Genomic DNA, 22,750 nt, shown 5'->3' on the forward strand with positions numbered 1-22,750 from the left:
TTAGTTAGCTATAAACTTGTAGATATCTCCGGAAATATCAGCAAATGCCGACTGCACTCTTTCTCGGTTAGGGGCATTTTTTGAAAGTAAAACCAATACATACTTATGTCCATTCGGAAGAATAATGAGCCCCGCGTCGTGATTGACACCGGTAATCCAGCCGGTTTTATGAGCCACAACTACACTTTCCGGAAGCTGAGCCGGAATCATTTCGTTAAAATGTTGTTCGATAAGGATTTCAATCATCGCCTCCGAAGCCTCCCTGCTCACTGCCTGCCCCTTGCCCAGCTGTTCATAAATAATTGCTTCGTCAAGTGCTGTAGTTCTATTACTGAGTCCCTTTTCGTATGCCTTAATATCCTCGACCCCTCGCAGTACCATAATACTGTCAACACCATAACTACGCATCGTTTGTGTCACGTTGTGGGCACCAACCTTTTGGATAAGAATGTTTGTTGCCAGGTTACTGCTCATGGTAATCATATCAGTAATCAGTTGGCGGATCGACCTTTTCTTACCGATCATATCATAGAGCTTGCCCTCACTGTCTTCCGATATATCCATTTCATAACGACTGCTATCTACAATGCTTCGAAATTCATTTTTAACAGTGATAGAATCATCCAGCGAAAATCTGCCGTTCTCTGCCTGGTTAAAAAGCTCAATCATTACCGGTGTTTTCATGGTACTGGCAGCATGGAATTTCTCTCGCTCATTGATATAAATAGCCTGGCTGGTATCGCTCAGATTTTTAAAGGCTACTGCAAAATCGCCCTTTACCTTTTTTAACTGCTTCTTGATCTTACTTTTAAGACCACGGACAGTTTCAACAGAATTTGAGGAAGTGCAAGAAGAGAAGAAAACAATTAAAATAAAAGCATATAAGATCGTTACAGATCGTTTTTTTATCATAGGCGAAGAATATGATTATTTCGAGCTTGTAATAATAAACCAGGCCCTCCTAGTAAAGAGCCTGGCATATTAAATATTTGATACGCACTCTATTTTATAACGGTAATATCAATAGGACCAGCGGCAAAGTTATCGGTATCAACATTATTCATTGTCAGTCCATTTTCGTTTACTACCTGAACCTCCAAATTTATCTCTGTAGTATCATTTGGAACGGTGGGTATGGTATACGCTATGCGTAACGAATCTGTTTGACTCGCTTCCGAAAAGCTGGCTTCTTCATACCCCCACTTACCGTATACTTGCTGTGAGGATTGACTTACAACAGAATCTTTAAGTACGATCTCTTTAACAGGATCTTCAGACCAGAAAAGAAGGTCCATCTGCACCGTTTCTCCTTCCTGGTACTCATCCTTTTTATCTATAATTTCAAAGTCTGAGATATTAGGATACGAGTTTCCGGTCTCCTTCATATTATCTTTCAACCAGTTATCCTCTTCCATGCATGAAACGAACAGAAAAGCCATAACCAAAAACAATACGGTATTTTTCATAACAATTAACTTTTTCATAATTCTGAATATCTTTAAGATTAATTATAAAACCACATTGGGGTTGCAATACTCTTTTGAGCCTTTTTAACCTCTTCCTGATTTCGACTCAGTTCAGAACTTGGATATACCGCCCGCTGTATCCACACTCCATCCAGTTCGTCATTGTGATCAGCAGGTAACGCCAAATCTTTAAATATTTGCGAGTCAAAATCATAGCGCCGATAATCATTATAGACTTCCGGGTTCAGAAATAGAGCCTTAAATTTTTCTTTCATTATCAGCTCCATAGTTAAGTTACCTGCACCAACATCCACACTGGCAGCATTTATATAATTGTTCTTTGCGTTAGCTGATACACCCAGCTTATCCATATTTGCACTAATACCCGCCAAGTAGGCATCATAAGCCTGTTGTGACGCTCCGGTCGCTGATTCGCTACCATTATTGGCTTTTAGAAAAGCAGCTTCAGCTTCAATAAACTTCATTTCTGCATAGGTCATCATAATGATGGGAGCTGCTGCCCGAGAATGAAAGGTCTCATCTGTAAAAGCTGTATTTGAGCTGTTGTCCGGAGCATCTTCATTAACCCCAAAGTTTCCATTTTCGCTACCATAGTAGTCTGTATCTCCACCATTATCGGCAATAATGGGCAAGCGTGGATCGGCCTCGGGATAAGTTTCTCCGTTCATCATATCGATCAGTTGATCGGAGTGTACCGGAGCCGGATTCCCTGTTTGAGCTGCTAAGTACGCGCTGGTATGCCAGGGGTTCAGATTCTTCTCATTATTGTAATTTATCTGGAAATCATCTGCATTACTGGTATAAGCATTGCTCAGAGCTGAGAGGGCATTATCAGCAGCTGCAACAGCTCCTTGCTCCGTCACATGAATAGCATTACGAGCCTTCAAGGCATAGGCAGTCTTTATCCATTTATCAATATTGCCACCATATATGATATCATCGCTTCCCGGCTCATTAAATTCAGAAGGTGCTTTTTCCAGTTCCGTTATTCCCTCATTTAAAAGCTGGTCAATAGCATTGTATATCTCCTGCTGATTATCATAACTTGGTGAAAATTCACCCTCTTTGAAGGCATCACTCCAAGGTATGTTTTCCCATGTATTTGTAGCAAGACTCAAATTATAAGCCTGCATAACCTTAACAATACCCAAGTAATGAGAAGCCCCGGTCTCTTTCGCTTTTTGCTCCATCTCATCGAGGTTGTTTAGACTCGACAAATAGATTTCAACCCACGCGCCGGCTAACTGTGCCTCCTCATGAGAGTCCGTTTCACCAACAAAAGAGATATGTTGTGAATATTGAGAAAACGTAAAAGCGATATCAAAATGAGCTTTACTGGTTGAGACGAGCACAGGAGGCAACAGTGCATCGAGCCCAATCTCATCTTTAAACACCCTGTTAGGATCTTTATTGGTATCTCCTCCCAAATAGTTTTCGCAAGCTCCAAATACAAAAACTACCAGGATACATACTAACGTCGTAATATATTGCTGTAATTTATTCATGGATATTTCCACTTGGTTTTAAAACTTAAGATTCATGCTGAATGACAAGCTTCGTGTCGGCGGTATATTAAGACCGGTGAACCCATAGGTATTTGAGCCAGCCGAAAACTGTTGGCCTTCGGGGTCAAAACCTCTGAAGGGAGTGTTCAGGAACAGGTTTCTGCCTGAAACACCAAATGAAGCTGACTTCAATGGTAGCTTTTGAATAAGTTTAGCTGGCAAACTGTACGAGACACGCACATTTCGCAGACGAATCCACGAAGCATCCTGTACTAATATCTCCGATGCTCTGTTAAAACGAGTTGAACTACGATACACGCTTTGATTTAAACGTACAGGCGTAGTATTGGAAGACCCATCACTCGTTACTCCCTGGAAAATAACCTCATCATTTCTCCATTTTGTTATTTCTAAAATCCCGTTTCTTATACTGTTACGTTGTCCGGAATCATAAGCATCAGCCCCCATCCTAATTTCTAGTAAGAACGACAAAGACAGGTTTTTATAGTTGAAGGTATTAGTAATACCACCTTGCCAATCGGGTAGGGCATTTCCTACCTTTACCAAGGTATCAGTTCTAATAGTTGGCAAACCATCATCCGCAATTAACAGTTCTTCGTTATCAGTATATTCAAATGTATAGCCGTATAGATCTCCCAACTCTCCTCCTTCTTGTATACGGTTAACGACTCCCGGAAAACCACTGTTAGCAAATTCAATAACATCCAGCCCTTCAGGCATCTCTGTTACTTCACTTGCTACCGAAGACCAGTTAACAGCCAAATCCCAGCTAAAGTCGCTAGTTTTAATGGGGGTACCATTAACGAGTACTTCAAGTCCTTTGCTCTCAATCTCTCCGGCATTGGTAGTATAGCGAGACAAACCTGAGGGGTTACTAACAGGAAATGCAACAATCTGGTTTTTACTTGTCTGTTTAAAGTAAGTAAGATCGAAGCGTAAACGATTATTGAAAAAGCGCAAATCTGTTCCCACTTCATACGAAGTTGTAATCTCAGGCTTTAGATTGGGATCCCCTGCCCGAGTATCTTTACTAAAACCGCCAACGCTCCCAAAGGGAAAATCTGAATCGCCTTCAAAATATTGACCTACGCTGTAAGCAGGGGCATCTTTTCCCACTTTTGCCCAAGAAAAGCGAAGTTTTCCGAAAGGAAACCACTCACTATTTGCTAATCCCAGATCTTCTGTAAACACATATCCCAAACCAACCGACGGATAGAAAAAAGACCTGTTATCTTCTGGCAATGTAGAAGACCAGTCGTTACGCCCGGTAACGGTCAAAAAGTAAGTCCCGTCATATTCGAGTTTAACATCCGCAAATACCCCAACTAACCGCCGTAACATGGCCGATTCACTGGTAAAAATATTTGTTGTATTTGCCAACGATCGGAAATCACTGATATTCAACCCTTCACCTCGGGTATTCAAACGTTCCGATTTGACATCGGTAACCTGGTTACCGACTACTAAAGAACCACTCATTTTATCAGTAAAACTGTGATTGGCCCGAAGGTATAAATTTGAATTCAACTGTCGATAGTTGATCTGCTCTTTGACTAAAAAACCGTTAACCTGTGTACCGACATCCAAGTTCGGGGGAACAAATCGCTCTCTGGCATCGTTATAGTAATCCGCACCAAATTTGTAATCTAAAGTGAGCCATTCGGTAAGGCCAAAACTTAATCCTGCATTTCCAATAATGCGGTTCACATCATCCTTAAGCGTACTATGTTCAGCAAAATATCGCGGATTGTCGATAAATCCTGAATTGGGATTACTTTTGTACCCAGAGTAGTTCTTCTGGTCACCATCCGGAAATTCATAATCATTCACATCATTAGAAGGAGTCCAATAACTCAAAGAGCTCATAATTGACTTATCTCCTCCTGTTGGTCTCACTCCACCGGAATTCGAATAGTTAACCGATCCAGAAATATCGAAAGCATCAGAAACTTTATGTGAACCGGATAGCTTGAAAGTCGTTCGACTCCACTCCGTATTCGGTACAATCCCTTCCTCATTCACATTAGATACAGATTAAAAGTACGTCGTATTCCCATTACCACCGGATATGCTCAAAGAATTACTAATATTCATTGAGCGACGGAAAAAGCGTTCAAAGTTATTATACACTTTGGAAGACGCTGTCGTAGGTGGACCATACTGCCAAAATGTATAGGCAAATTCTCGAAAAGGTAAAGCCCCGTAATATCCGTGCTGATAATCATCCTGAATCTCGGGGACCTTATTAACTTCACTAAAGCCCACCTTCGAGTTGAGAGTCACTTGGGTATTTCCTGATTGTCCTTTTTTAGTCGTAATCTCGACCACTCCGTTAGCTGCTCGCTGACCATACAGTGCTGTTGCCGCCGGTCCCTTTAAAATCGAAATATTCTCAATATCATCAGGATTTATATCACCTCCCCGATTCGAAAATGAAAACTGCTCTGCACTACCGGGTGAGTTGGTTCCCTCGCTGGGCAGTACATTACCATAATTGGTTTCATTGCTTACAGGCACTCCATCAATAACAAACAGCGGCTGATTATCTCCACTGGGACTAAGAGATGAAATTCCACGAATCGTAATATCCATCCCTGCTCCAGCAGCACCACTGGTATTTTGAATATTTACACCTGCAAGTTTACCCTGCAGAGCACTTACTAAATTAGACTCTCCACTTTCGGCGATCTCATCACTTGAAATCTCCTGTACAGAATATCCCAATGACTTTTTTTCCTGCTCTATACCAAATGAGGTGACCACTAGCTCATCAAAGGCTTGGGCCTCACGCGTCATTGTAACATTGATAGTTGTTCTATCATTAATGGGAACTCTCTCTTTTTTATATCCAATAAAAGAGAAGATGAGTGTATCTGCTTCTTCCGGAACATTCAATGAATACCGTCCCCTTTCATCTGTAGAAGTACCAACAGTAGTATTCTTCACAAATACATTAACCCCAGCCATTGTTTCACCGGTTTCAGCATCTTTTACCGTACCAGTAATTTCTTGTTGTACATACACTTCCCTTAAGGGTATCGAAGTGCGTTTCCTCAGAGCTATCTCTCGTGTTTTAGAGATCACTGCTTCGTATTCTGTCGTCTTTAGAATTCGCTGTATGGCATCACCTGCAGTGATATAATCTTGCTTTATTGTAACCGGCTGTTTAAGTGAAAATAACTCGGCATTATAGGCAAGTCCCAACCCTGTCTTAGAAACAATTGTTTCAAGCACTTTTCGAAGGGGTACTTCCTTTTGATCAAGAGAGATGATCTGTTGTAATTCCGAAACCTGATCGGAATATGTTTCGACAGCATAAAATGACTGTGCCGTAGCCTCCTGCGAAACCGACGTCAGGTATTGGCCATTAGCCACGGTAAAGAAACCTTGGCTTAAAGGCAGTAAAGCCCCCAACAGACTCCACAACACCATCTTTTTTAATTGAGTTGATAGCAATTTATTCATAGTACTAACCTCCATTTAAACTGTTCATTTATTGAGAGACAACCTCTAGTGATTTGTTAATTTATGCTCTACTTCTATCCCTGCATTCTTTTAGTAGTCCATTATTACGCATTTATTAGCGATTAATTAGTAGTTATTAGTTATATGCCAAAATCTTTATTGGGTAAAAATAACCCGGTTCTCAGTAAGCTCATATTCAACATCCAGCGACATCGCTATTACATTAAGTACATTTTTAATTGACCGACTCTTTAAGAACGCCGTCAGTTGTTTATCCCTTATTTCTGAACTTTGAAATGAAACCTCTACCCCGTATCGGCGTTCAAGTGCCAGAGCTACCTCTTTCATGGGTTTGTCTCGAAACTTGAGGTATCCTTTTTTCCAGCTGAGATATAACTGTATGTCATCTACTTTTGAAGTAGTGATCTCATTACTGTTTAATGAATAACTGCCCATTTCATTGGCTGTTAGCAAAGCCTTGTTAGCTGATTCTGCACTGCTGTCTTCTACGGATACCTTTCCTTCCTCAACCACAATTTGCACCTGGCGATCCTCTTCATACGATCGAACAGTAAAGGCAGTACCTAAAACCCGAACTACAGCTCCTCGCGAATGTATCACAAAAGGTCGCTTGGAATTAGTAGCCACATCAAAATAGGCTTCCCCCATCAAGTAAACTTCCCGGATATCTTCATCAAACTGATTGGGAAACTTTATATCACTGTCCGCATTTAACATTACTTCTGTGCCATCGGCCAACCTGAGGTTAACGCGTTGGGCATTGGCGGTACTAACTTCCCGAAGAACTGTTTCGGAAACTTCTGGTTTCGGTTCATACCAGTTCTGATATGCAAATACCCCTATTAATCCTGCTATCAAAAATATTGCAGCTACTCGAATTAACTTTTGGGTCATTGAATGAACAGAGGCTGAACGATATTTTGCAGCAAAGGAATCCCGTTTACTTTCCCGGTTCAATTCTCCCTCCTTTTCCAGGCGCGATTGTAACTGTTGCCATTGCTCACCGGTATCAAAAACACCATGCATGGAACTGTGATCCTCTTCCGAAATATCCCAGATACGCTTAAATTGTTTTAGCTTTTGTGCATTTTCAACATCTTTTGCAACCCCCTGTTCTACTTTTTGTGTTTCTTCGGCTGTACACTCGTCTGCCAGGTACCGAGCCAATAATCGGCCATCAACGTCATTAAACTTCATATAATAAATTTTCTATCTAGTCTTAGAATCCATCTTCACCTATAAGACAGTTGCGAAAACAGTTACCCCCAAAGAAAATTTAAGAAAAGTATCGTTTGCCTAATTTATTTAGGACATCTATCAGAAATGCAGAAGAAGGTGTAGTGAAGCGATATTATTTATTCAATATCAATACTGCCGCGAATATCATCCAATGCCAGCCCCATATGATTCTCAACTGTTTTTCTGGTGATATCCAGTACCTCAGCAATCTCTTTATAACTGAGGCCATGCTTGCGGTGCAGTACAAATACCGAACGACGACGCTGAGGCATCTCTTTTACGACATTCCAGACAGCTTTTATCAGCTTTTCATCACCCTCATTTTTCTGTGTAGACTGCTTGGAAGTATATTTTTCTGTTGTGTCAGATAGTTGTTCTTTTAGTTTTTCACGACGACCTCTCTTGTTGATAAGATTTAAAGCCTCGTTTCGAACAGACCGGAACAAGTAGGCTTTAATAGAGGTATAAACGCTCCAATTCCGGCGGCGTTTCCATATTTTATAAAACACCTCCTGTACTACATCTTTTGCTTGTTCATTGGATTTTGTAATCTGCAAAGCATAAGAACAGAGATCAAAAAAGTATTCGAAAAAAAGACGCTCAAAAGCCTGCTGGTTACCCTCGCGGATCTTTTCCACCAGCTGCTCTTCAGACTTATTCTTTTTTTCTTCAATAATGTCCATATACTTCGTTAAAAACTAAAAACCCACCAACCGTTTTTATAAATTTGTCCTTCCTAAATTCTGATATATCAAACCTATTAAATAATTATTAAAAATTAATAAGCCTAATCCCGAATGAAGATCCTCAAATTTGGCGGTACTTCCATGGGCGATGCCGATACCTGGCAACGCGTATTAACAATCATTGACCGATACGAAACTCCTTTTATTGTTGTTTCAGCAACTGCCCGAACCACCCGTAAATTATTGGCCGCGGCCAACAATGCTATTGAAAATCTATCCGAGGCCCAAAACAAAGCACAAGATATTCAACGGCGACACCAAAGATTGATATCAAACTTTACAAGCACCTATTCTGATAATAATTCGCAAGTCCATAAAAATTGTATACGATGGATCGAAAAACAGATCGCAGAACTTCATCAGGCTCTTGTAGAGATTAACGATGCCCAAGAATTAACTCTCGAACAGAAAGATGCTATTCTCTCCATTGGTGAGCGTTTGTCATCCTACCTTTTTGTTCAATGTGGCACCATTGTGAGCGCTCCTATGAAATGGGTTGATGCTACAGATATTATTCGTACCGATTCGGAGTTTGGGCAAGCAAATCCCGACATCGATTATATAGAGCAAAAAGCTCTTGAACTCAAAAGTTTGATGAGTGGCGGACAGATACCGGTGATGGGCGGGTTCTATGGGCAAGATGCCAGCGAACGTACAACTACACTTGGGTTCGAAGGTTCGGATTATACAGCCAGTCTAGTCGGCGCGGCCCTTAGTGCCGATGCAATAGAGATCTGGACGGATGTCAGTGGCATATATACCTGCGACCCGCGTCTTATTGAGGATGCCGAACCAATCTCTCAACTAAGCTTTCAGGAAGCTACAGAGTTAGCCTATTTTGGGGCAAAAGTACTCCATCCCTCTACAACAAAACCGGCTTCTGAACAACAGATCCCTATAGGGGTGAAAAACATTTTTGAGCCCGACGAACCCGGTACTTTTATCTCCCATGAGACAAAAGAAGCCGAAGGGGTTAAAGCCATGACTTTTAAAGAAGAGTGTGTCGTTATTACCGTAACCTCATCCAATACGGTGATGGGATATGAATTTTTAGCTAATGTTTTTGACATTCTCCGCTGGCACCACCTGCCTGTTGATGTCGTTACTACAACAGAAGCGTCGGTCTCTATCGCTATTGAGAATGGCAAGCGTATTGATGAGGCCATCGAACAGCTACAATCCTATGGCTCGGTAGAGTTGGAATCGAAACAAGGTATCATCAGCCTGGTCGGCTGCACTACAAAAAGTACCCAATCGCTAATCAAAAGGGTGGTAAATTCCATCAACAGCACTTCCATGCATATGATCTCTTTCAGCCAGGCAAAGGGTAACTTAAATATTGTATTGCCAACAGAACATATCAGATCCTCTGTAAAGAAGATACACCAACAACTGTTTTAACTAGCTTTAGGTGGGGAATCCAGCGACCTGGTTTCTCCATCATCTTCCGGTACAATGCCCAATCGTTTGGCACGCTCCATCCATTTTTTACGGGCCATCTTCTGCATATCCTCAATATTATCTACCTCATCAATAATTTCCATCCCCAACAAGGTTTCGACAAGGTCTTCCATCGTTACCACTCCGGCGAAACCGCCGTATTCATCAACGACAATAGCGATATGCTCCTGCTTTGTCATCAGGCGTTCAAAGAAATCCTGCAGGGGCATCATCTCGGGCACAATTAAAATATCACGCTTTAACTCTTTTAATTGCTGGTCGGTTTCCCCCCGAGCCATCATCAACAGCAAATCATTCTTAAGAACGTAACCTGTTATTTCATCCCGCTCTTTACCATATACCGGCAGACGTGAAAAATGAAGCTGTTCTACATTTTCACTTACATCTCCCACTTCAAGATCTTCCTCGAATCCTACGACCACAGTACGCGGTGTCATAATATCTTTAACCCGCAGAGAGTTAAAGCGAATCAGGTTCTTAAAAATTCGGGATTCTTCTTCCTCAAAAACCCCCTCTTCTACCCCTAAGTCTGCTAGGGCACCGAACTCCTCACGGCTAAAGCTGGGCAAGTTATTGTCATCCGACAACCAACGAGTGATCGCCTGCGACATTACCACAAATGGATATAGCGAAACCATCAGAATGCGAAGGGTGCGAGCTGCAAAGGGCGCCAGATTTCTCCAGTAGGTTGCGCCAATAGTCTTTGGGATGATTTCTGAGAGCACCAAAATCAAAAATGTGAGTACAGCCGAAGATATTGCTACGTATGCATCCCCAAAAACAATTTGTGCCTGAGCACCGACACCGGCAGCTCCTACCGTATGGGCAATGGTGTTAAGACTGAGGATGGCGGAAAGCGGGCGATCGATATCCTCTTTATAACGGCGCAACAACTTTCCGGTACGCACTCCCTTTCGCTCCATAATAGCGATATAGGAATGGCTCACCGAAAGGAGCGTTGCCTCCAACAAAGAACACAGAAATGAGACTCCGATCGCAAGTGATAAATAAAAAATCAGTAAATACATAGGCGAAAAATAGTAGAAATGCGGGTTATTTGAAAAAAGCGATCTGTTTAACTTTTTCTCAAAAAATCGTTTAGCTCTACCTCTGTGATGGTTATATTGAATGCCAATTTTAAAAAATCCATTTTATTGCTTCAACTCGAAAATATATCGCTTACGTTTGGCGAAGATACGCTGTTTGACGGAATCAGTACGATCATCAATCCCGGTGAACGTGTGGGCCTTGTTGGGCCCAACGGAGCAGGTAAATCTACACTGCTCAAAATTATTGCCGGTGAAATAAACCAAGATTCCGGCACCATTAATATGTCGAAGGCTGCTACGGTGGGATATCTGCCCCAAGATGGGGTGGATCCTAATCCCGACCTTACCGTTTATGAAGAGGTGGAAAGTGCTTTTGAAGGCATTCAAAAGCTGGAAAAAGCGGTTCAACAAGCACGAGAAAAACTTGCGAACCTTGATGAAGGGAGCCCGGAATATCAAAAAGCGATGGAGCGGGTTGGTTCGCTGCAGAGTAAAATTGAACGATCAGGAGCATATTCTCTTGAATCAAATATTGAAAAAATATTGATGGGACTTGGATTTACCCCCGAAGATTTCAATCGCTCGACAACGGAGTTCAGCGGCGGGTGGTTGATGCGTATTGCTCTCGGTAAATTACTACTGCAGCGCCCCATGTATCTGCTGCTTGATGAGCCCACTAACCACCTGGATATTGAATCACTGCGTTGGATAGAACAGTTCCTGAGCAGTTATGATGGCGCTGTTATCATTGTATCGCACGACAAAGCTTTTCTTAATAAAATAACCAAGCGAACCCTGGCTCTCGAAAATGGGGAACTCTTCGATTATGCCGGCAATTTCGATTACTACAAAGAAAAACATGCCGACTACAAGGAACATCTGCGAAAGGCCTATGAAAATCAGCAGAAAGAGATCAAAGAGATACAGGAGTTTATAGATAAATTTCGATATAACGCCAGCAAAGCGGCCCAGGTGCAAAGCCGTATCAAGCAGCTGGAAAAGATGGATATTATTGAACTTGATGAACGAGAAGAGGAGATCTTTTTTGAATTTCCACCACCGGAACGCAGTGGTGCCGTCGTAATGGAGCTTGAAGATGTCCGAAAGCAGTACGGTAAAAATGTTGTTTTTGAGGATCTTTCTTACACTATTGATCGCGGTGATAAAATTGCAGTTGTCGGGCCCAACGGAGCGGGTAAATCTACCCTTATCCGTATTATTTCGGGTATCGAAGATATTGACGGGGGCAATCGAGAACCCGGCTATAATGTCACCACTTCATACTTTGCCCAGCACCAGGCCGATGAGCTGGATCTTGACAAAACGGTGTTTGAAATAATGCGTGATGCTGCCCCCAAAGCCACAGAGACAAGACTCCGTACGCTATTGGGGTGTTTCCTTTTCCAGGGGGATGATGTTTTTAAAAAGGTCTCTGTGTTGTCGGGCGGTGAAAAAAGTCGGCTGGCCCTGGCTCGCATGCTCTTGATGCCTGCTAATTTCCTTATTTTTGATGAGCCCACGAATCACCTCGATATGCAGTCAAAAAGCATCCTGCAACAGGCCCTGCAACAATATGAAGGAGCTTTTATGATTGTATCACATGACCGTGATTTCCTGGACCCTATTGTTGATAAAACCCTGGAAGTACGACCTGAAACCACCAATACCTTTGTAGGTAACGTTTCTTATTATTTAGAAAAAGTAGAAGAACGGGAGCAAGAAGCAGATGCCTCACAAGATAATTCCGAAAGCAACAAAAAGAATGGGCTCTCTCGTAAAGAAGAACGACGCATTGCTGCACAAAAGCGTCAGCGAAAGAGTAAAAAGTTAAAGCCGCTCAAAAAGAAGATTGAACCGCTGGAAGAAGAGATTGAGCTAAAAGAAGAGCGTAAGCAAGAGATTGAAGATCTGATGGCACAATCGGATTTCTATGATGACGAGGACCGAGTTAAAGAGATCTCTATGGAGTATGAAAAGTTAAAGGGCGAATTGGTAGAGGTCTATGCCGAGTGGGAAGAGCTGGCGATGAAGATGAGTGAAATTGAAGAAGAGTTTAGTTAAAGGCTAGATGATGAGATATGAGACTATGAGATTTGAGACACCTCATAACCATCTCAATACTCATATCTCACAATCTCACTACTTGCCTTTATGTCGCGAATATCTGCTCTTTATTACGAAAGGCTTTGAATTCGAGGGCATTGCCGCTGGGATCTTTGAAGAACATCGTTGCCTGCTCTCCGGGTTCTCCCTCGAAACGAACATAGGGCTCAATAATAAATTCTACGCCTTTATCCTGTAGCCGCTCTGCCAGCTGCTCCCACTGCTCCCACTCAAGGATTAACCCAAAATGCTTGGCCGGTACTTCATGCCCATCTACATCATTTGTACTTGATTTTCCCGCTTCTTCGGGGCTCAGATGCGCCACAACCTGGTGTCCCCAAAAGTCAAAGTCGATCCATTTGTCAGAACTTCTTCCCGTATCGCATCCCAGTACATCCCGGTAAAATGTAAGCGATTCTTCGATATCAGATACAGGAAACGCCAAGTGAAATAATGGAGTTTGTTGATCAGCCATTAGATAGAAACTTTTCTTTGTTATAATTAGTGAGAAAGAAAATATAAATCATCTGCCATTCATGCGATTAATTTGCGAGAATTCAACTTTTTTTACACTCATCCATTTTTATGTCTGGTTGAATGTGAACAACTTGCGTGTTGTTAATAGACAGGATTGAAATTAAAAATAAACCAAAAGTACTTATGAAATTATTAAAAAACGTTTTTGTAGCGCTCTTATTAACTGTTACAGCCATCGGCTGTGCTCAACAAGAAGCTGAAGAAACAAAGAAAAAAGAAATGGCCGAGCCGGCAACTAAACATTCCCAAGCTGTTGCTGTTGTTCATGCTACTGCGGGCAATGAGGTATCCGGAACTGTCACCTTTACAAAAAAGGAAAAAGGTGTTCGCGTGCAGGCCGATCTCAGCGGGTTAAGTGAAGGCAAGCATGGCTTTCACGTTCACCAGTATGGCGACTGCCGCGCTGATGACGGAACTTCGGCCGGTGGACACTACAATCCCGCGGATAACAAACACGCCGGACCTGATGCCGAAAGTCGACATGTCGGGGACATGGGTAATATTGAAGCTGACGCCGATGGAAACGCGACTATCGATTATATGGATTCTACTATCGAACTTAACGGCGCCGACAGCATTATCGGTCGCGGAGTAGTGCTGCATGGCGGCGCAGATGACTTGGAATCACAGCCTTCCGGAGCGGCCGGACCCCGTGTAGGTTGCGGAGTTGTTGGTATTGCAAATACCGGTATGTAATTACACGACCAATTTGACCTAATGCTCAAAGACTTTCCAGGTTTCTAAAACCTGGAAAGTCTTCCTTTTCTCCTCTTATTCAGCTGTACTTTCCCACCTCTCCGATAAACGCCAATTGACATTCTCTATTTAGATGTTTATCTAAATATCTAAATGAATACACTATTTAAAGCCTTAAACGATGCAACGCGCCGCCGAATTCTGCAGATGCTGCAGGACAAGGATATGACTGCCGGTGAAATAGCTGATCAATTCGATATCAGTAAGCCCAGTATTTCGCACCATCTTGATATCCTAAAACAGGCAAAACTGATCAGCAGTGAACGAGACGGACAATTCATCCGGTATGCCATTAACACCACGGTCGTAGAAGAAGCAGCAAACTGGTTTCTGGAAATCCTAAATAAATCTGATTCATCATGAAATCGCTCATATACGCTATCAAAAAAGAGTGGTACAATATCTTTTTATTGCTCCTGCCCATTGTAGCTATTCCCTTTATTTGGGATTTACTGCCAGAACGTATCCCATCCCACTGGAATATGCAGGGAGAAGTTGATGGCTACAGCAGCAAAAACTTTGGTCTATTCTTCTTGCCGGCATTAAATATTGGGATCTACCTGCTGCTGTTATACCTGCCAAAAATCGATCCCAAACAACGTATTACCATCGATCAAAAACCCATTCCGGTACTGCGGACATTAACCGTCGTACTCATGCTCGGTATTCACATCTGGATTATCAGCAAAGCCATGGGATATAATATAGCAACGCAAGGAGGCCTGTACCTCGGTCTATCCCTCTTTTTCGTGGTCATGGGAAATTACCTGCGCACGATAAAGCCCAATTATTTTATTGGGATACGCGTGCCCTGGGCCCTGGAAGATGCCGACAACTGGCGGCAAACACATAAACTAAGTTCATACATCTGGGTCGCAGGCGGACTGCTACTTCTTTTGATGTATCCCCTGTTTGAGTTCTCTGTTTACAGCACCATTTTTACCGTCATTGTTGTTCTATTGGCCCTCATACCCGCACTTTACTCATTTTATCTTTACAAAAAATGGTCATGACATTATGAAAAAATTCAGCCTATTTATACTGATAATACTATTTAGTTTGACTACACGGGCCCAATATTCGGAAAACTATAATCATAAAGAGCTGATCATCAAAAATGACTCTATAAAAATTGGCGGAACCCTTAGTTGGCCCACCGAACAAAGAGCTGACAAGTTGGTTATTATGATCACCGGTAGCGGAGCTCAAGACCGCGATGCGACGATGAAGCCGATCAGCGACTTTAAGCCCTTTGCCCTTTTAGCAGGTTCGCTCACCTCCAACGGCCTTGCAACCTTTCGCTATGACGATCGCGGAGTGGGAGCATCTACCGGAAACTTTGCAAAAGCAACGCTAGATATGCTTGCCTCTGATGTGGAAGCAATAATCAGGCATTTTCAAAAAAAGAATACCCCCTCTTTTTCTGAACTTATTTTACTGGGACACAGCCAGGGAGGCCTTGTTGGAGGTAAGGTAGCCATCGGAAATAAATCCGTAGATAAACTCATCTTAATGGCCTCAACCGGTATTCCCCTGCAAAAAGTGATACGATATCAGGTTCAACGAGCCTTCTCTCGTGCTTTTGTTGATTCAGCACTTGCCGCAAAAGAGATCGATGCGCGCGAGCAGCTAATGGACGCAATCAAAAAAGATACCAATATTAGCAAGAGCCAGAAGAAGTATCGAAACCAATTTGCTGCTATACAGCGCAGCGTTGGCATGGATTCGTCCCAAGCATCTCGAATGGCACAACAACAAGTCAATCAACTCACCAAAACATACCGATCTCCACAACTCCAATCGCTGTTCTATTATGAACCAACTTCTGATCTAAAGAAGTTGGATATTCCTGTACTTGTACTCTTCGGGAGCAAAGATACTCAGGTAACGGTAGAAATGAACAAAGATCCCATTAAAGAGGCCCTGGAATCGGCAGAAGTGCCTTACCAAATTGAAGTGTTTCCCAATGCGAATCACCCTTTTCAAAAGGCTAAAACGGGTAAAGTACGGGAATACGGTCAACTTGAAAACAGATTTGTAGATGGCTTTACCTCTACAATAGTAAACTGGATTAACTGATCACCAAATAATGAGACTTTCCAGGTTTTAGAAACCTGGAAAGTCTCATTATAAACTGAATGTTCAACGTAATTACTCCGGTTGCCAGCTACTCATTTTATCATCGATCACCTCTTTGAGGCGACTTACCGGCACACGATCCTGTGTCATATCATCGCGATAACGAATAGTTACCGTATCTTCGCCTTCCGACTCCACACCGTCAAAATCAACCGTAACACAGAAAGGCGTTCCCGCTTCATCTTGTCGGCGATAGCGTTTACCAATAGAACCGGACTCATCATACAGCACATTGTAATCTTCACGCAGCTCATCGGTAATCTTATGCGCCAGATCCTGCAGCTTATCTTTCTTAATAAGCGGGAAGATACCCACTTTCGTCGGTGCTAATTCAGGGTTCAGCTTTAAAACAGTTCTAGTATCACCGTCTACTTCCTCCTCGCGGTAAGCATCGCAAAGCACCATCATTACCGTGCGGTCCAGCCCAATAGAAGTCTCAATCACATAGGGCACATAGCGCTTCTGTTGCTGCTGATCGTAGTACTCAAGCTTCTTGCCCGAAAACTCTTTATGCTGGCTTAAGTCAAAGTCGGTTCGGTTGTGTACACCTTCGACCTCTTGCCATCCGATAGGATACTCATACTGAATATCAGCAGCAGCTTCGGCATAGTGTGCCAACTTATCTTCGGGATGTGGGTGCGTACGGAGCTTATGCTCACGAATACCCAGCGCCTTATGCCAGTCCAACCGTTCACTCAGCCAGTTTTCATAACTTTCACCGTCCGTACCCGGCTCAACGAAATACTGCATCTCCATCTGCTCAAACTCGCGCATGCGAAAAACAAACTGGCGGGCTACCACCTCATTTCGAAAAGCCTTACCAACCTGTGCAATACCAAAAGGAACCTTCTGGCGCGCCGTATCCATTACATTTTTAAAGTTTACAAAAATGCCCTGGGCGGTTTCGGGACGCAGGTACACCGCATCGTCCCCGTCATCACCGGAAGAAGTTGCTCCAAACTGGGTCTTAAACATCAGGTTAAACTGGCGCACTTCCGTCCACTCAAAAGCCCCCGATTCAGGCGCTCGAATCTCATTTTCCATAATAATTTCATAGAGATCCTCGCATACTCCATTACGCGAACCGGCCGTATCCAACAGTTCTTGCAGCTCATCAGCCTTTTCAGCCTTGTCTTTGCTGCGAAGCTTAGCAATCTCATTCTCAATAAGCATATCGGCTCGATAGCGTTTATTCGACTGCTTATCATCAATCATGGGATCATTAAACCCATCCAGGTGTCCACTGGCCTCCCACACTTTGGGATGCATAAAAATAGCTGAGTCCAGCCCAACAATATTATCATGACGCTGGGTCATCTCTTTCCACCAGAAATCACGGATATTACGTTTGAGCTCTACCCCCAAAGGACCATAATCGTAGACGGCGCCGAGCCCACCATAGATCTCTGAGGATTGATAAATCATACCGCGGGCTTTCGCCAACGAAACGAGCGTATCTAAACTATCGAGTTCAGTAACTGACATGTAACTGCTATAAATTTTGTTGAATAATGATTTTAAAGATGCCCAAAGATAGCAAAAAATACCGCTTTAATTAATTATCCTTTTATACGTATTTTAAGTGCGTTTCGTGTGAAGCCCAATATGTAACACAGGCATTTACACATTTCGAAACAACTAACATTTAATCTCTTAAATATTTAATGCTTATGTATTCTTTCCAGGTTGGCGTTCTCGGTGCCACCGGTGCTGTAGGACAAAAATTTATTCGTTTATTAGAAGATCATCCATGGTTCACCATCGAAACACTCGGTGCCTCTAAACGCTCTGCCGGAAAGAAATATAAACACGCTGCACACTGGATTGAGAAAACCGAGATGCCTGCCAGAGCCGCGGATATGACTGTTCAGGAGTGTAGCCCCGAACAGTTTGCCGATGTTGACTTTGTATTCTCCGGTTTAGATTCTTCTGTAGCAGAAGAGATCGAACGAGCTTTTGCCGAAGCAGGCATTCCCGTGATCTCAAATGCCAAAAATTACCGCATGCACGATCAGGTACCCCTGCTGGTCCCCGAAGTAAATCCTGAACACGCTGCACTCATTGAAAAGCAATCGTTTACCGAAGATGGCAGCGGGTGGATTGTCACTAATCCCAACTGCGTATCTGTACCACTTTCGATGTCACTGAAACCCCTGCACGATGCTTTTGGCATTGACTCGCTGGTGATTACCTCTATTCAATCGGTTTCCGGAGCCGGATATCCCGGGGTCTCGAGCATGGATATTGTAGCCAATGTTGTGCCCTATATTGGCGGTGAAGAACCCAAAGTTGAAACCGAATCGACAAAACTTCTGGGTTCTTTGGATGAAGATAGTATTGCCTTTGAAGATTTCACTATCCAGGCAACGGCTGTCCGTGTACCTACCATTGAAGGGCACCTGCTTTCGGTGGCCGCAAAGCTGAAAGGCACCCCTTCCCTTGAGGAGGTAAAAACGGCCTTCACTGACTGGGATAACCCCATTGCAGAACTGGACCTTCCCTCTTCTCCCTCAACCCCTATTCGGTTGTATGAAGAGAATCGTTATCCACAACCCCGTATTCATGCCGAGCGCGAAGGCGGTATGCAAACGGCCGTGGGGCGTCTGCGCGAGGGTACCGTAATGGATATTGGTTACGTAACCATGGCCCATAATACCATCCGCGGTGCCGCAGGCGGGGCAATCTTAAATGCTGAATTGTTGGCAGCCAAAGGCTATATCAGCTAAAATAGTATCTCTCAACTTAATAAAAGCCTTTCCTGGAATATAACTCCGGGAGAGGCTTTTTTATTCTAATAGTCAGTATTCCCATCGTCCAGCTGACTCAACTTATTCTCTGATAGCTGTAACCGCGCCTGAGATATAACCTGCTCTGCTTCTTCACGGTGCTTTCGTTTTATTTTGAGCGTCACAGAAGCTTGTTCTGCCTGCGGAATACTCTTCACATCTTTCATACTGTTGGCTTCAATAATAACCTTGGCGCTAAACCAACCTTTCTTGAACCGGACCTCCTGTATCTTATCATACGATAAAAATACCGTTTGCACATCAGTATGGGTTATCCCAAAAAGTACATCCTGAATCTCATACTCCAGCTCGATGCCCTCTTTTTTGGCTTTCATAATTCCCTTTGCCAAGTGAATTCCATGCGTAACATTGGGGATCTCAAAAGGAACTGAACGACTATTTGAATAGGTCATTTTGTAAATAATTATAGGATTTGCGACAGTCAGAAAAGAGTATATAAAAAAATTTAAAAAAATTTGTAAGGATTCCCTTTCTCAACGGTCTTACTTATAGAAACGCTGAAAAGCGTAAAGCCGTTGAAATAGAGAGCAATATCAAATGTCCTTCCGGGGTGAAACTGTTGAAAGCAGTTTCACCTCTTTCTTTTTTAAGATTTTATAAACTCTCCTTCTTTCCTTGCCATTCATTGGGTTCTCTAGTATCCTTGCACAAAGCTAACAATTTTGCCCCATGAAACAGCTCGTGAAATACCTTCTCCTGCTTGTATTATTTTCGATACCATCTTTTGTAGCTGGTCAAACCGTAACTATTGATGATGATTTCAGTGATGGTGACCATACTAACAATCCCAGCTGGACCGACAGCGAGTCGAAGTATATCGTCAACGGATCCAACCAGCTGCAGCTCGATGCCCCATCCGAATCCAGTGAAGCCGTAATATCCACTTCTTCAACAGCCGCTTATGGAGAATGGGAAGCTTTAGTTGAACTGGACTTTAATCCCTCGGGCAGTAATCTCTCCCGGTTCTATATTATTTCTGACACCCAAAATATGAAAGGAGATGTAACCGGTTACTATGTTGAAATTGGAGATAGCGATGATGAAATAAGCCTGTACCGCCAAGATGGGAGCACAACGACCAAAATCATTGATGGTACTAATGACCTTATTAATACCAGCCCGGTAACGGTACGTGTAAAAGTGACGCGCGACCTCAGTGGCAATTGGGAATTGTTGGTAGATACCAGTGGAGGCACAACCTACACTTCCCAGGGTACCACCACCGACAACAACCATACCGGCAGTAGCTATCTCGGTTTTTTCGGTGATTATACAAGCACCCGTTCTGATAAATTCTTTTACGATGATGTTAAAGTCACCAAAATTAATCCTCCACTGGATGTAACCGGTATAACTATTGTTGACGATCAAACGCTCGATCTCCAATTCAACCTGGATATTGATGGGGCTACCGTCTCCACCTCTGACTTTTCTCTCGATAATGGCATTAACAATCCTGACGGTACAAGTCTCCCCTCTTCTGATGTAGTGCGCCTCACTTTTAGTTCTGCCCTGCCCAGTAATCGCTATACGGTTACAGTCAATGATATTGATGATATCGATGGCAATACTATTGATGCAAACACTACCGAGTCCTTTATTTTGTATGGGGATTATGAAGCCGGCGATGTCAAAATCAATGAATTTACATATGATCCGCCCGGTTCACCTTCAGCCATCCAAGAAGAATATGTAGAACTTATCAACACCAGTAGCAAGATACTGAACCTTGCCAATTGGGAACTTGGAGATGAGGGCGGTACAGACCCATTTAATACAGATCCCGTTGTATTAGAACCGGACAGTTTCCTGGTTATCTCCGGGGACACCTCTGCCCTGCCCTCGGGCCGGGCCTATTATGAGCTAAGTGGTATGGCAGCTTTGAATAACGATTCCGATGCCATTCAGCTGATTAACGATACGGGTACACAAGTAGATTCCTTAACTTACACTTCTGACTGGGGCGGAACGGATGTAGCATTAGAACGACGATCTGCCTCAACAGCAAGTATTTACCAAGAAAACTGGGGCGACTCTCCCAGCTCCGCAGATGGCACGCCGGGCTTCCCCAATGAGGTGCAAGAAGATAATACTGCTCCCGAATTTACCAGCCTGAATATTGTTTCCAATCAAACGCTGGAAATTGGTTTTGATGAACGCCTGGAATCTTCAACAGCTACTGATGCATCTAACTACAGTATCACCGGAATAAGTATTAGTTCGGCATCCCAGTCCAGTTCTGATCTCGTTGAACTATCCCTTGGTTCGGCATTACAGAACAACCAAGAATATACCCTGTCCATTTCCGGCGTAGAAGATATCTTCGGCAACGCCACCACTAATGCTGACAGTACATTTACCTATTATGAGATCTCTCCCTCTGACTCCGGAGATGTAGCTATTAACGAATATATGGCAGCGCCCCCCTCAAACAGCTCAGAATATATTGAGATTTACAACCACTCCTCAAAATCCCTGGACTTAGCTAATTGGACCCTCAGTGATGCCAATAATAGCCAGGATAAGATTACGGCGAACCAGTTCATTGTCCCCCCCGATAGTTTTGTGGTTATCGCTCCTGATAACACCCTCGAATCCAACTACCCAAATATTGCATTAGTGGTAATGAGCAGTTTCCCTTCCCTAAACAACGGCGGAGACAAAATTCAGCTGCGTAACAGCAGCGGTACCTTACTCGACTCGTTAACATTTGGCTCTGACTGGGGCAGTGATGAAGTTGCCCAAGAACGTCGATCTGTTTCAGTGAGCGGAACCTATCAAAGTAACTGGGGCGATGCACCCAACGGTTTTGGAACCCCCGGCAATGCTAATGAAATTGCGCCGGATACGACCCCTCCGACCCTTGAATCACTGACAATAAGCTCCAGTTCACAGCTGGCGCTTACTTTTTCTGAACAACTGGATAAGAGCACAGCAGAAAATACCAGCAATTACTCCTTAAATGGCGGTCCCGCTATTTCCAGCGTCACCTATGCTACATCCGATAGTGTGTTCTTACAACTCGGAAGCCAGTTACAAAATGCTACGGAATATACACTGACAATAGAGAATATTACCGACATATTTTCAAATACGATTACTTCTACCGATACCTCATTTACCTATTACGAAGTATCGACTGCAGATTCCGGAGATGTTTTGGTCAACGAGTTCAACTATGAACCCGCTGCCGGAACTACAGAGTTTATTGAACTTTATAATCCGACCTCAAAATCTTTCGACCTCCGTAACTGGACACTGAGTGATAATCGCGGAAATAAAAGTTCTATCAGTAACTCACAATTTATTATACCGCCCGATAGCTTTGCCGTTATTGCCCCAGACAATACCCTGCTTTCAGACTACCCGGATCTCAACTTGGTGGTAATGGCTGATTTCCCCTCTCTTAATAAT

At 43.1% G+C, this 22,750-nt stretch carries 19 protein-coding genes; 8 read left to right on the forward strand and 11 right to left on the reverse strand.

Features of this window, described 5'->3' with window-relative positions; genetic code table 11:
- The 7 genes from G3569_RS15725 to G3569_RS15755 form a co-directional block, all read right to left on the reverse strand.
- Positions 1-912: a serine hydrolase gene (locus G3569_RS15725; protein WP_165270934.1), complete on the reverse strand. Its 912-nt coding sequence runs from the start codon at positions 910-912 to the stop codon at positions 1-3.
- 89 nt (positions 913-1,001) lie between these two features.
- Positions 1,002-1,484, reverse strand: a complete 483-nt coding sequence (locus G3569_RS15730; RefSeq protein ID WP_205720241.1) for a hypothetical protein — start codon at positions 1,482-1,484, stop codon at positions 1,002-1,004.
- A gap of 20 nt (positions 1,485-1,504) precedes the next feature.
- Complete coding sequence (locus tag G3569_RS15735; RefSeq protein ID WP_165270938.1) at positions 1,505-2,992, reverse strand: SusD/RagB family nutrient-binding outer membrane lipoprotein; 1,488 nt, start codon at positions 2,990-2,992, stop codon at positions 1,505-1,507.
- A gap of 18 nt (positions 2,993-3,010) precedes the next feature.
- A complete protein-coding gene (locus G3569_RS15740; RefSeq protein ID WP_165270940.1) occupies positions 3,011-5,035 on the reverse strand; it encodes a SusC/RagA family TonB-linked outer membrane protein in 2,025 nt (674 codons plus the stop codon).
- A gap of 12 nt (positions 5,036-5,047) precedes the next feature.
- Positions 5,048-6,478, reverse strand: a complete 1,431-nt coding sequence (locus G3569_RS15745) for a TonB-dependent receptor plug domain-containing protein (RefSeq protein WP_165270942.1) — start codon at positions 6,476-6,478, stop codon at positions 5,048-5,050.
- 156 nt (positions 6,479-6,634) lie between these two features.
- Positions 6,635-7,696, reverse strand: coding sequence for a FecR family protein (locus G3569_RS15750; protein ID WP_165270944.1), 1,062 nt, complete (start codon positions 7,694-7,696; stop codon positions 6,635-6,637).
- A gap of 158 nt (positions 7,697-7,854) precedes the next feature.
- On the reverse strand, positions 7,855-8,421 hold the full coding sequence (locus G3569_RS15755; RefSeq protein WP_165270946.1) for an RNA polymerase sigma-70 factor: 567 nt from the start codon (positions 8,419-8,421) through the stop codon (positions 7,855-7,857).
- A gap of 114 nt (positions 8,422-8,535) precedes the next feature.
- On the opposite strand from G3569_RS15755, the gene G3569_RS15760 reads away from it, so the two are divergent.
- The gene (locus tag G3569_RS15760; protein ID WP_165270948.1) at positions 8,536-9,885 is read left to right on the forward strand and encodes an aspartate kinase; all 1,350 of its coding nucleotides are present in this window, start codon (positions 8,536-8,538) and stop codon (positions 9,883-9,885) included.
- On the opposite strand, the gene G3569_RS15765 is transcribed toward G3569_RS15760, so the two are convergent.
- Positions 9,882-10,973 (reverse strand): CNNM domain-containing protein, encoded by a 1,092-nt coding sequence (locus G3569_RS15765; protein WP_165270950.1) that lies wholly within the window; start codon positions 10,971-10,973, stop codon positions 9,882-9,884. The genes G3569_RS15760 and G3569_RS15765 overlap by 4 nt on opposite strands.
- A gap of 87 nt (positions 10,974-11,060) precedes the next feature.
- Between G3569_RS15765 and G3569_RS15770 the strand changes: the two genes are divergently transcribed.
- Positions 11,061-13,055 (forward strand): ABC-F family ATP-binding cassette domain-containing protein, encoded by a 1,995-nt coding sequence (locus G3569_RS15770; protein ID WP_240894746.1) that lies wholly within the window; start codon positions 11,061-11,063, stop codon positions 13,053-13,055.
- An 88-nt stretch (positions 13,056-13,143) separates the two neighbouring features.
- On the opposite strand, the gene G3569_RS15775 is transcribed toward G3569_RS15770, so the two are convergent.
- Complete coding sequence (locus G3569_RS15775; protein ID WP_165270954.1) at positions 13,144-13,572, reverse strand: VOC family protein; 429 nt, start codon at positions 13,570-13,572, stop codon at positions 13,144-13,146.
- A 185-nt stretch (positions 13,573-13,757) separates the two neighbouring features.
- Between G3569_RS15775 and G3569_RS15780 the strand changes: the two genes are divergently transcribed.
- The 4 genes from G3569_RS15780 to G3569_RS15795 all read left to right on the forward strand — a co-directional run bounded on the left by G3569_RS15780 (position 13,758) and on the right by G3569_RS15795 (position 16,469).
- On the forward strand, positions 13,758-14,330 hold the full coding sequence (locus tag G3569_RS15780; protein WP_165270956.1) for a superoxide dismutase family protein: 573 nt from the start codon (positions 13,758-13,760) through the stop codon (positions 14,328-14,330).
- A gap of 153 nt (positions 14,331-14,483) precedes the next feature.
- The gene (locus G3569_RS15785) at positions 14,484-14,753 is read left to right on the forward strand and encodes an autorepressor SdpR family transcription factor (RefSeq protein ID WP_165270958.1); all 270 of its coding nucleotides are present in this window, start codon (positions 14,484-14,486) and stop codon (positions 14,751-14,753) included.
- Entirely contained in the window at positions 14,750-15,403 is a 654-nt protein-coding gene (locus G3569_RS15790; RefSeq protein WP_165270960.1) for an SdpI family protein, read from the forward strand. Before G3569_RS15785 ends, G3569_RS15790 begins: the two co-directional genes overlap by 4 nt.
- A gap of 4 nt (positions 15,404-15,407) precedes the next feature.
- Complete coding sequence (locus G3569_RS15795) at positions 15,408-16,469, forward strand: alpha/beta hydrolase family protein (RefSeq protein ID WP_165270962.1); 1,062 nt, start codon at positions 15,408-15,410, stop codon at positions 16,467-16,469.
- 72 nt (positions 16,470-16,541) lie between these two features.
- On the opposite strand, the gene G3569_RS15800 is transcribed toward G3569_RS15795, so the two are convergent.
- Positions 16,542-18,014, reverse strand: coding sequence for a glycine--tRNA ligase (locus G3569_RS15800; RefSeq protein WP_165270964.1), 1,473 nt, complete (start codon positions 18,012-18,014; stop codon positions 16,542-16,544).
- A gap of 185 nt (positions 18,015-18,199) precedes the next feature.
- On the opposite strand from G3569_RS15800, the gene asd reads away from it, so the two are divergent.
- Positions 18,200-19,255: an aspartate-semialdehyde dehydrogenase gene (asd, locus tag G3569_RS15805; protein ID WP_205720242.1), complete on the forward strand. Its 1,056-nt coding sequence runs from the start codon at positions 18,200-18,202 to the stop codon at positions 19,253-19,255.
- 65 nt (positions 19,256-19,320) lie between these two features.
- On the opposite strand, the gene G3569_RS15810 is transcribed toward asd, so the two are convergent.
- Positions 19,321-19,728, reverse strand: a complete 408-nt coding sequence (locus G3569_RS15810; protein ID WP_165270968.1) for a hypothetical protein — start codon at positions 19,726-19,728, stop codon at positions 19,321-19,323.
- 289 nt (positions 19,729-20,017) lie between these two features.
- On the opposite strand from G3569_RS15810, the gene G3569_RS15815 reads away from it, so the two are divergent.
- On the forward strand, positions 20,018-22,750 hold a 2,733-nt coding region (locus tag G3569_RS15815), incomplete at its 3' end, for a lamin tail domain-containing protein (protein WP_205720243.1).

The organism is Fodinibius halophilus, from assembly GCF_011059105.1.
GTDB classification, from domain to species: domain Bacteria; phylum Bacteroidota; class Rhodothermia; order Balneolales; family Balneolaceae; genus Fodinibius; species Fodinibius halophilus.